This window comes from Vibrio coralliilyticus (genome assembly GCF_024449095.1).
In the GTDB taxonomy this organism is placed as follows: Bacteria; Pseudomonadota; Gammaproteobacteria; order Enterobacterales; family Vibrionaceae; genus Vibrio; species Vibrio coralliilyticus_A.
Genome location: NZ_CP024629.1, coordinates 170803 through 179815, shown reverse-complemented (window position 1 = coordinate 179815; position 9013 = coordinate 170803). Strand labels below are relative to the sequence as shown.

At 42.1% G+C, this 9013-nt stretch carries 10 protein-coding genes; all 10 read left to right on the top strand.

The features are described from left to right. Positions 1-344 precede the first annotated feature (344 nt). The 10 genes from CTT30_RS23365 (at position 345) to CTT30_RS23320 (ending at position 9007) form a co-directional block, all read left to right on the top strand. Positions 345-1025 carry a hypothetical protein gene (locus tag CTT30_RS23365; RefSeq protein WP_229631173.1) on the top strand — a complete coding sequence of 227 codons (681 nt, stop codon included), beginning with the start codon at positions 345-347 and terminating at the stop codon, positions 1023-1025. A 2-nt stretch (positions 1026-1027) separates the two neighbouring features. Continuing rightward, a complete protein-coding gene (locus CTT30_RS23360) occupies positions 1028-1591 on the top strand; it encodes a hypothetical protein (protein ID WP_252037751.1) in 564 nt (187 codons plus the stop codon). 2 nt (positions 1592-1593) lie between these two features. Further along, a complete protein-coding gene (locus tag CTT30_RS23355) occupies positions 1594-2301 on the top strand; it encodes a hypothetical protein (RefSeq protein WP_252037750.1) in 708 nt (235 codons plus the stop codon). A gap of 123 nt (positions 2302-2424) precedes the next feature. After that, positions 2425-3585, top strand: coding sequence for a DotH/IcmK family type IV secretion protein (locus tag CTT30_RS23350; protein WP_252037748.1), 1161 nt, complete (start codon positions 2425-2427; stop codon positions 3583-3585). Between the two features lie 166 nt (positions 3586-3751). Next, complete coding sequence (locus tag CTT30_RS23345) at positions 3752-4954, top strand: TraB/TrbI/VirB10 family type IV secretion system protein (RefSeq protein WP_252037747.1); 1203 nt, start codon at positions 3752-3754, stop codon at positions 4952-4954. A gap of 2 nt (positions 4955-4956) precedes the next feature. Further along, entirely contained in the window at positions 4957-6120 is a 1164-nt protein-coding gene (locus CTT30_RS23340) for a hypothetical protein (protein ID WP_252037746.1), read from the top strand. A 23-nt stretch (positions 6121-6143) separates the two neighbouring features. Further along, the gene (locus CTT30_RS23335; RefSeq protein WP_252037744.1) at positions 6144-6557 is read left to right on the top strand and encodes a hypothetical protein; all 414 of its coding nucleotides are present in this window, start codon (positions 6144-6146) and stop codon (positions 6555-6557) included. Positions 6558-6610: 53 nt separating this feature from the next. After that, positions 6611-7000, top strand: a complete 390-nt coding sequence (locus CTT30_RS23330) for a hypothetical protein (RefSeq protein ID WP_229631166.1) — start codon at positions 6611-6613, stop codon at positions 6998-7000. A 1-nt stretch (position 7001) separates the two neighbouring features. Then, positions 7002-7775, top strand: coding sequence for a hypothetical protein (locus CTT30_RS23325; RefSeq protein ID WP_252037743.1), 774 nt, complete (start codon positions 7002-7004; stop codon positions 7773-7775). A gap of 14 nt (positions 7776-7789) precedes the next feature. Beyond that, complete coding sequence (locus CTT30_RS23320) at positions 7790-9007, top strand: hypothetical protein (protein ID WP_252037741.1); 1218 nt, start codon at positions 7790-7792, stop codon at positions 9005-9007. Positions 9008-9013 lie beyond the last annotated feature (6 nt).

Here is a 9013-nt window from a genome sequence, read left to right as displayed (position 1 = left end):
ACCCTATTCACACATTTACATGTAATATATAATAACAAAACAGATATTGTTAGTCATCATGTGTGGATTAAGATGAAAACCAGCAGAGCAGAAAGGCAATATGCAGAATGGGTGTATTCGTTACCCCCTACTGTCCAAAAAGTGGTCAAAGTGGGATTTCTTAGATTCAAAGCACCTAGATGGTGGGGAGATGATAGAAAAGTCTTAACCGCTACTAGGGCGCTCAAGTGGGTGGTATGCCTTGCGTTCCTTTGCACCATATTTTTTGCAGGGATGACGCTATCTATCAATTCAAAGAACAAGCAATGGGATCTATACACCTTCAATGAATTCGGAGAAGTAGAATGGATAAGCGATCTAACCAAACTATAGCAGATGCTATCAATCGAATGATGGCTTGGTCCGGTACCGCTATGGCGTCATTCGCACTTTTTGCAACTGCGATTCTCTTTGGCATGTATCAGTATTCCATTACTCAATGGGAGGATGCGAGTGGGACGTACGTTGTGGGACAAAACAATGGGATAATCAATACTCTTCCTGTAGTCGATGCTGAGCATGCATTTGATGATTATGTTGCGCTTGTTCAAAGCTATACCGCCCGAAACCTAACTGACATGTTTAACTTCACTAGTGCAACCTATGGACTGTTACAAAACAGACTGGCAGATACGGAAGGCACATTTGAACAGGATGCTTTAATAAATCTTACCAATTACAAACTAACTGAGGCAATTGAAGCCAGCGATAGGGTCAGGAAGGTTAAGTTCGAAATCATAGATAGTCCTCTGCTGATTGACGGCTCCAGCAATGGTGTTGACCTAGCAACCCTCTATGAAAACGCTGGGATAAGACCTCTTAATAGCTTGGTGTTGGATGAAAGCGTTCTAGAAATCTACGCGAACGTGTCTTTGATTAGTAATGGTCGCGAAGTCCGTAGATATAAAGTTAGATTTATAGTGACACTTCTGGGCGTCAATGAATCGACTTGGGTCTTATCGGCAATGAGCAGGTGGGAGTCATAGGCATGTTTACTAGGCATTTACAGTCAATAATGGTGATTGCTTGTATTTTGGTGATGGCCTTACTGGTTACGAACCTATCCACCAGCGTTAGTACTCCACCTACTAGAGAAGCCTACATAAAGTCGGGCGACCAATGGAAGAAATTGAAAATTCACAGTGTGGCCGCGCTCTCAGACGCAAAGCTCATCAATTTTGCCGAACGAGTAATCATCACTTGTTTTTCATTAACACCGTTGAACTATGTATCAAAGAGTGAATTCTGTAGGAATCAATATTTTTCTTACAATGCAGGGCTAGTGTATCAAAGAAAATATGCAGAAATAGTCGGAAGACAAATATCTGAAGATGAAGGCACTCGCTACGCAACTGGAGCACGCAAGCCTGTCATCGTTGCGCCATGGGAAAAGAATAACTACCAATATTATGTTCTTGTATTCCCGATCAAGCTAACGAATGTACTAAGGACGTCTAGGGTTCCAGAATCAAGACTGGTACAGCTTTGGATTACACCGTTACAAAAATCAAACAACCCATTTCAATTTGAGATAATAGGAATAAGGTTATAACCATGAAATCAAGTCATGACAGCGCTCATGTTGCCATTATCTCCTTAAATAACTACATAAGACTGGAGTTAGTTATATGGTTTATCATTGCATGGCTCTCCATTGGATTGGCTGGTTACACTGTATATCTGTATAACAGCGCAACCTCAGAGGATGTCAATAGAGAATTTATACCTGTAAATAGATCTGGAGGATATCTTGAGCCAATAGCTCGTGACAAACCTAGCCACCTCAACGACCAGGAAGTCGAGAATTGGGTAACCGAAAAGCTATCGTACTGCCTTACGTTTGACTGGCAAAGTTATGGTTACATCTCTTCAAACTGCAATAGCGAGATTTTCTCCACCAATTATGTACCTTACTCGTTCGTAACTCGCGGACAAGATTTTCAGAAGCAACTTAAAGATTCCAATATTATCCCTACCCTTATGTCTAATAAGACATCCATGACAATCAAGATTGAAGAGGCTCGATTGGTTCAAGCTGAAGTAAGAGAGTATGACGCAACATATCTATCAAGCGATGGCTCTAGACAGTGGATTCCGTACAAAGACAAGCGATATATCTACGAGTTTGAGTATACATTCCGAATTGAGATGTCCGGCCAAAAACTTGATGCCCCTATTCGCTATCAAGTACTTGTTGAAAGAACATCTGAACTATTTCGCTGGCATGGTTTAGCAATAAGAAGCGTACTTTCGTTAGACTGACGATGCGGTTGCTTTAGGTTTTTTAAAAAAATGATCGCATACAATTTCATTTAATTTATAATAGCAATATATGTATTAAAAGGTATGGCCATGTATTCTAGCACTCGTCTCTATAGAGCACTCATGATTCTGATGTCTGTTTCATCAGTCATGCCCAGTGTTGCTGGGATACAAATCGTGCAAGAACACCCCGTTCTCTCAATCGAGACGCTCGATTCCTATGACCAGACACAATTAGTAAATGCGCATAGCCCAAATGAGTTCAGGATCGAGAATGAAAACGTCGATTACGATAGCAACTCAGGTACGTATTACGACAAAGATGCAATAAAGAAGCGACTATTCAAACAATTCAAGACCGTTGATAACATGATTTTGTATGCTGACAGCATGTCGTTGGCCGAACAAAACGTAGTAAGAGAGCTGGCGCTCGCGAAATTAACTGAACAAGAGCAACGCATAAGCGACCTCAAAAGCAACACTGACATTGCTAGAGCGCTCCATTCTCTCGAAGCAAAAGATGAAGAGTATCGGTTAATTAATAGTCCAGAGCGCATAAAGCAACGACGTGAGGACATCTCGAAAACCGAAGCGGCCAAAAACAGACCCCTGTACAACAACAATATTAACGTCCGTTCAATACCTTATGACCCTAACTCCATCAAGCAAATTAGGATCAATAATAGAGTCAACCGCCCTACTGTTATTAGTTTCTTTGACAGATTAGGGGCTCCTTATTCTATTGAAAGCCATATACCCAATCAGAGTGATGTTAAGGCCAAGTCGTTCGATGTACTCAAGCCTAATTCAAACCAGTTGCTCATTGTTTCAAAAGCCAATGACAAAGAAGTGTCTGGATTTGTATTTTTAAAAGGCGCTACACAGCCCGTACCTTTTTACATAACGTCATTTGCGAATCAAGACATTGATGTCACCGTCAACATTATGCTCTCCACAATTTCGCCAGATAATGACATGCCAATTGAATCAGTGAAGGTGCCATTTACTAAGCTCAATAAAGACGATGACCCTTACATGTCAGCCGTACTTAGTGGACGCATCCCCCCAAATGCAAAACCTTTGAAGGTCATAGGACTCCCACCAGGCTCACAAGCTTATCGAATTGGTGAGTATTTTTATTTTAGAACCGAAGCGATATTGAAGTACGAAGTTTATAGCGCCAACAGCATTGGTAATTTATACGCTTTCAAGGCAGTGCCTCGCGCTACCTATTTTTTCTATGTGAACAATGTGGAAACTGAGGTCAGTGTCTATGAATCATGAGAATGTGCAAAAGCACAACCCTATTGACGCACAAAACAAGAAACATGAAACACGAAAGCGTTGGATCATATTTACAGTCAGTATTCTACTCGTTCTCGCTGCATTCGTATTTTATTATGCGCGGTCCGTTGTGCTGGGCTCACAAACACTTCAGACCCCGAGTGAAGTGAAATCAAAAGTTAGTCGAAAGCCTGCTTCTCAACAAGCTAGCCAAAAAGACATCGCGTTAAGTGACAACAACCCAGCGAAACGAGTCATTGCGAATCACGAAGACAACCAAAAATCGATAGCAAAAAAGGCTGGTGGAACACACATTGATAGCACCAGTGCTTTGGCCGAAAAAGCTGCGGCTGAAAGTAAAAAAGTTCCTACCGTGACGACAAAACCTAAAGAAAAAAAGGAACCCAAGACTGGGAACAGTCAGAAGAAAACGCAAAAAACACAGAAAACTGAGCCATCTCCTGACCAAATACGCCGTGCGAATATGGCAATGCTGTTGAATGTGTCGCCATATTTTCCTATCGACCTACTTGATAAGGAAAGGGGCGAGGTAGAAAAAAAGATATCTGATTTATATACAGAGCTAGAGAAGGTTGATGATATTAATGAATACACGGTTTCGATAGCTTCAGAGGCACCGAATCAGCTAACTGCGGAGCAAGCACTTGATAGTTCATCGTCAATAACTAGAAGGCTACCAACAAACACTACTACTGATTCAAAACCGATCCAAACGGATGACATTCAGAAAGTAAAAGTGGCTGGTTCTGGGGAGATGATATTGTGTGAATTACGTTGGACCGTCGATTCAGACTACAAACTTCCTTTGTTCTGCGATGTTGTTGAGCCCCCACTACAACCAGCTGTAATTGTAGGTTCGTTCGAATTTACCCAAAGGAAAAATGGAATTCTTTTGAAAGGTAATCGTTTCGAATTTGGTGATGAAAGCGTAGCAATTAATGCGTATGGCATGGACATAACAACCAACACATCACCTCTTTTTAATAACAATTATGACAGCCACTTTATTGAAAGAACACTAGCGAGAGCAAGTGCAGCTTTCATGTTGCCATTTGTCGACTATGTCATTGACTCATCGACTGTAATTGCTGATGGAAATACAGTAATTACTACCCCTTCGATTTCCGATACCAAGGATAAAGTGATCGGTGGTCTTGCAGGGGTGGCCAAAGAGTTTCTGCCTGACCTAAGAGCAAATGCAAATTTACCACCAACTATCACTATTCCAGACAAATATGTTGTAGGCATGGTGATGGTATCTCCATTGTACCTATCAAGTGAGTCTTTAGCAGAGGTTGCACCAGCGCAACCAGCAAGGGCGACCACAACCTTTAATTTCGAGGGATAACCATGAGCGAAGCGCAAGATGCACCACTAGAAAATAAAAGAGGAAAGCCGCCAAAGTTTGGCAAATCTTTCTCGTTTGATACAAGCCTAATTCTACCTGTTGTCGCCATCCTTGCTTCATGCGGGGTCGGTGGGTTTGTCGCATACGAAAAAATGATAGTTAAACCCATAGATAAGCAAGTTTTATTACTGTCCGTAGAGCAATCCATTCAACAAGCTGTAAAAAAAACGCCTCAAGAAGTGCAAGTTAGCGAGCAGCAGTTAGCAGATATAACAGCCACTGTAAAAGGTAAGTTAGAAACCGAAGTTAAGAATTATGTCGACGGTGAAGTAAGCATTGCGCGCAGTGGCGTATTAAATGACGCAAAGGTGTGGGTCGACAAACAGGGATTTATGAAGACCAACGGCTATTCACTGGAACCTCAGACGATTGTGAACACCGTGCTTAATCGTCTTCGTAGTAGTGGAGAGCTCAACAAGACTGGCAGCCACTCTGCTCCGGAGGAGATGTCTGCATTAAACAGTAGAGTGGAGGGTTTAGAACAAGACTTTTCTGTTTTGCGAAAGGAGGTCCAAAGCGCAAAGTTTTCGAATCCCACTAAAACATCGTCACCTCGCAGGCTAAAGGAGTTCAACATTGTTACAGCTCTGAAAGATAACACCTTATTTGTTGTTGATGCTCCTCTAAAAAACGGAAAAGACAATTCGATCACTCTCACGGTGGGTGAACCGTTTTTAAGTAAGTACGGCAGTCATACAGTGGAATCAGTTGAGTTTACTAATACCGGTGAACCTCTGCTTAGAATCTCAGGCAATTTCTTCATAGATGGAATCAGACAGGAATTCACTGACGAAGAGCTAGCCGCTATTCGCAAGAAACAACAACCAAAGAAGGCCACTAAGAAAGCTTCTTCCAAAACACCACAAACCAAGGCCGTTGAACAGCCCAAGCCAAGCGCAGCCAACCGAAAGGTTGAACTGAAAGGATGGACTGTGATTTCAACGAAGCCTGAAACAAATGAAGTTGTCGTTTATAACCCACTGACAAATATGCCAATGCCTTTAGCAAAAAATAAATACGTGGAGAACATTGGCAGTGTTAGAAAGCTCGATATGAAAACTGGTGAGGTTCAATTCGAACGTTACTTTATTCGCGGTTTTCAATAAATAGAAACTAGGACTTATTAAAAATGAAGAATCAAATAAACAAACTAGCAAATACCGTGCGTGTTGCGTGCCTATCCGTCTTTATTGTCATGCCATCTTTGGCCATGGCGAATAATGATGACATCCCAGACCTAGTAGGTGTAATTACTAACATCGATAATACCCAGGTAGCGGCGACTCAAGCAGGCTATAACACCTCCTATCTTTTCGCAATCGCCTTTGCGCTCATGGGTTTGATAGCGTTCGTAGCTTCGAACCGAAACAATGGTGGTGATTCGTCCAAAACAAAAAAAGCAGCAGGTATTCTATTTTTAGCGGCAGTATTTGCTGGGAGCATTGGCCTGTGGATTGACAGTGGTACAAAGTCTCTGACAGGTCGAACGTCAGAGGTGAGTCAGTTTCTATCAGATAAACAAGGTCCGCTAAGCAACAACTAACAGTAAGGGCGGGTGAAGCCGCCCTCCTCTCTGAACCTTACTAAAGGCATGAAATGAAGCCAATATTCTCATACTACAAAGCGCTGGTGATAACCGCCTTCTTTCCTGTGGCGGCATTTGCACAAGAAGAAGATAAAAGAAGTTCCGTTATCTATCGACTGGCGGTTACGGTCGATGCAGGGACAGGCGCTGTCTATGGTGCCTTTATGTTTTTGGCCATAGCGTTTTTTCTAGGTGCCATAGTCGTCTACGTAACGGCAGAAAGAACAAGACTGCCAAAACAGTTGAGCTACATTCTGTTTTTGGTGTCCTTTGGTTTCGGCTCTCCTATTGGATGTCAACAGACATCGAGCAAACAGTTGTTCCAAAACACTGATATCGATGCTGTTGAATTTTTTGAGAATCGCAACCAAAGCACTCCAATGAATCAGGAGGTCTACTGAAATGCTGAATATGACGAATATCGGTAAGCTTGGTCAGTTACCCCATAATACTGAGCTATTCGTAGGGGTAATACGAGATGCTAATGCACTAGCACGTGCTGACAATCCCAACTTGAGCCACGATGACTCGGAATATCAGGCGGCTAGAGATGCGTTTATCACCGATCTGACAAGCAATTATGAAGGTCAGCAGGTACCCACCTGCAAAAACTGCACGATGGAAATGGCAGAAGGTTTTCACATTCATCATAAAGATGGAAACCATACTAATAACAAGCCTGATAACTTCGAAATTAACTGCCCTTTTTGCCACTACACATATCATTTGGGTTGGGTGGGCGCTAATTCACTTGGAACAATGATCTACGCACCTTCTATTCCTCAAGCAACACTTAACCAAATTCAAGCGATCTGTTACGCGCATGAATACATCATTAATGCCACACCTAAGAAAGCAGCCCATTACAGCAAACTGAAACAGCAATCGCATGGACTCAACACCCTCATTCAATCGCTGGAAGCCATGAAAGCGGTTATACAGCGAGACTTCAAAACCACCAGCCCAGAACATTTTGCAAATGCTTTTATGCGAATGAGCGAGGATGAGTATGCAAACAGAGCTGTAGGGACATTCAGTGGCATTCGACTTCTATATGACAAGACTCAGTTTCAAGGTGAGATAGAGATGTTCGCTAAGCACAGCTTGAGTATGAATGATATTAGCAGTCCTAACAATCCGGCTCAGTGGGTGGCACAAGCCAAACAATTAAAGTAGGTATGGAAAAATATATGGCAAATAACGAATTGAACTTAGCAATACTTTGGATACATGAAATTGAAGGCACAAAGCCTGGTTATAAGCCCATCGCCAACGTATGCACCTGTGATGATCCCGAAAAAGTACAACGGGTCGATCTTGATAACCTAAATCCAAAATATTTTTATTTATCAAACAAGCGCTCACATTTTTTCACTCACAACAAAGAGATAGGTCAAGCATACCGCATTGTGCATTCGGCCTATTTTGGAGTGGGGGTATCATCTGTAGTTGCTGAGTTAGGATTGAAGGATGACCTGAATGAAAAGATGCCAGTACTGCTCAAAGTATTTTCTCAAGTAGCGGAAAAGTTACATCAATTTGGAATTGATACCGATAAAGATCATACCGTCCTTAAGACAATAAGAGATCAGGTTTCTCCGACCAATGAGCATTCAGTGTATTTTCTTGATGGCTCACCGAGTCAATCTCTTGAACATGCAATCGACAACTCGTTACAGAAGCTACAAGCGGGCACGCACCGAAAAGGGGTGCATGAAAAAGTAGTCAGTATTAAGAATCCCAAAACGCCCTACTTTCTTCATCTAGTCAATCAAAGGTATCCAATATCTACCGAGTACAGAACCTACGATGCTCTAAAAGGCAAAGAGTGTGGCACAGGTAAGCACGGCGCACTAGTAGATAGTCAAACAGCAACTGAATTGGTAGATCTTGCTAACTCAAAGGCAGGGTTTATCGAATTTGAAGCGACATACACAGATAAACTGCATCATGACAACATGCCTCTAGGAAAAGAAGTTAGCAATAGCAAGCATCGCATGTGGGCCACTCTAGTGGAGGCAGTAGATATGCTGAACTACTGCACTCTCAAATTGGGCAATGCTTACATAACCGATGCTGGAAAGCTCCCAAATTTCCCAGAACAACCACCAGCCAACACCAAATTTGTGAGCTACACCAATGGGCTAGTTAATGAAATTATGTGGCTTTCAATGAGCTACCACAGCAAAAGAGATACAAGCATATCTCCAATAGCAGCATATGTTAGAGCATACGACCGCGTACTTTGTAGGCAAAAAGCCATCAACTTTATTAACAAGGGCTACAAGTTTACTGGCTTTGTAAGTGGAACCATTAGATTTGCTATGAAGCTCGACGAACATCGAATCGAAAACTTCACTCAAATGTGTAGAGAAGAAGGCTTAATACCGCAAATCAATATCATCTAAAGGTGG

Coding starts and splice junctions, on each gene's coding strand:
- CTT30_RS23365 (WP_229631173.1), top strand. CDS start 345: ATGGATAAGCGATCTAACCAAACTATAGCAGATGCTATCAATCGAATG.
- CTT30_RS23360 (WP_252037751.1), top strand. CDS start 1,028: ATGTTTACTAGGCATTTACAGTCAATAATGGTGATTGCTTGTATTTTG.
- CTT30_RS23355 (WP_252037750.1), top strand. CDS start 1,594: ATGAAATCAAGTCATGACAGCGCTCATGTTGCCATTATCTCCTTAAAT.
- CTT30_RS23350 (WP_252037748.1), top strand. CDS start 2,425: ATGATTCTGATGTCTGTTTCATCAGTCATGCCCAGTGTTGCTGGGATA.
- CTT30_RS23340 (WP_252037746.1), top strand. CDS start 4,957: ATGAGCGAAGCGCAAGATGCACCACTAGAAAATAAAAGAGGAAAGCCG.
- CTT30_RS23335 (WP_252037744.1), top strand. CDS start 6,144: ATGAAGAATCAAATAAACAAACTAGCAAATACCGTGCGTGTTGCGTGC.
- CTT30_RS23330 (WP_229631166.1), top strand. CDS start 6,611: ATGAAGCCAATATTCTCATACTACAAAGCGCTGGTGATAACCGCCTTC.
- CTT30_RS23325 (WP_252037743.1), top strand. CDS start 7,002: ATGCTGAATATGACGAATATCGGTAAGCTTGGTCAGTTACCCCATAAT.
- CTT30_RS23320 (WP_252037741.1), top strand. CDS start 7,790: ATGGCAAATAACGAATTGAACTTAGCAATACTTTGGATACATGAAATT.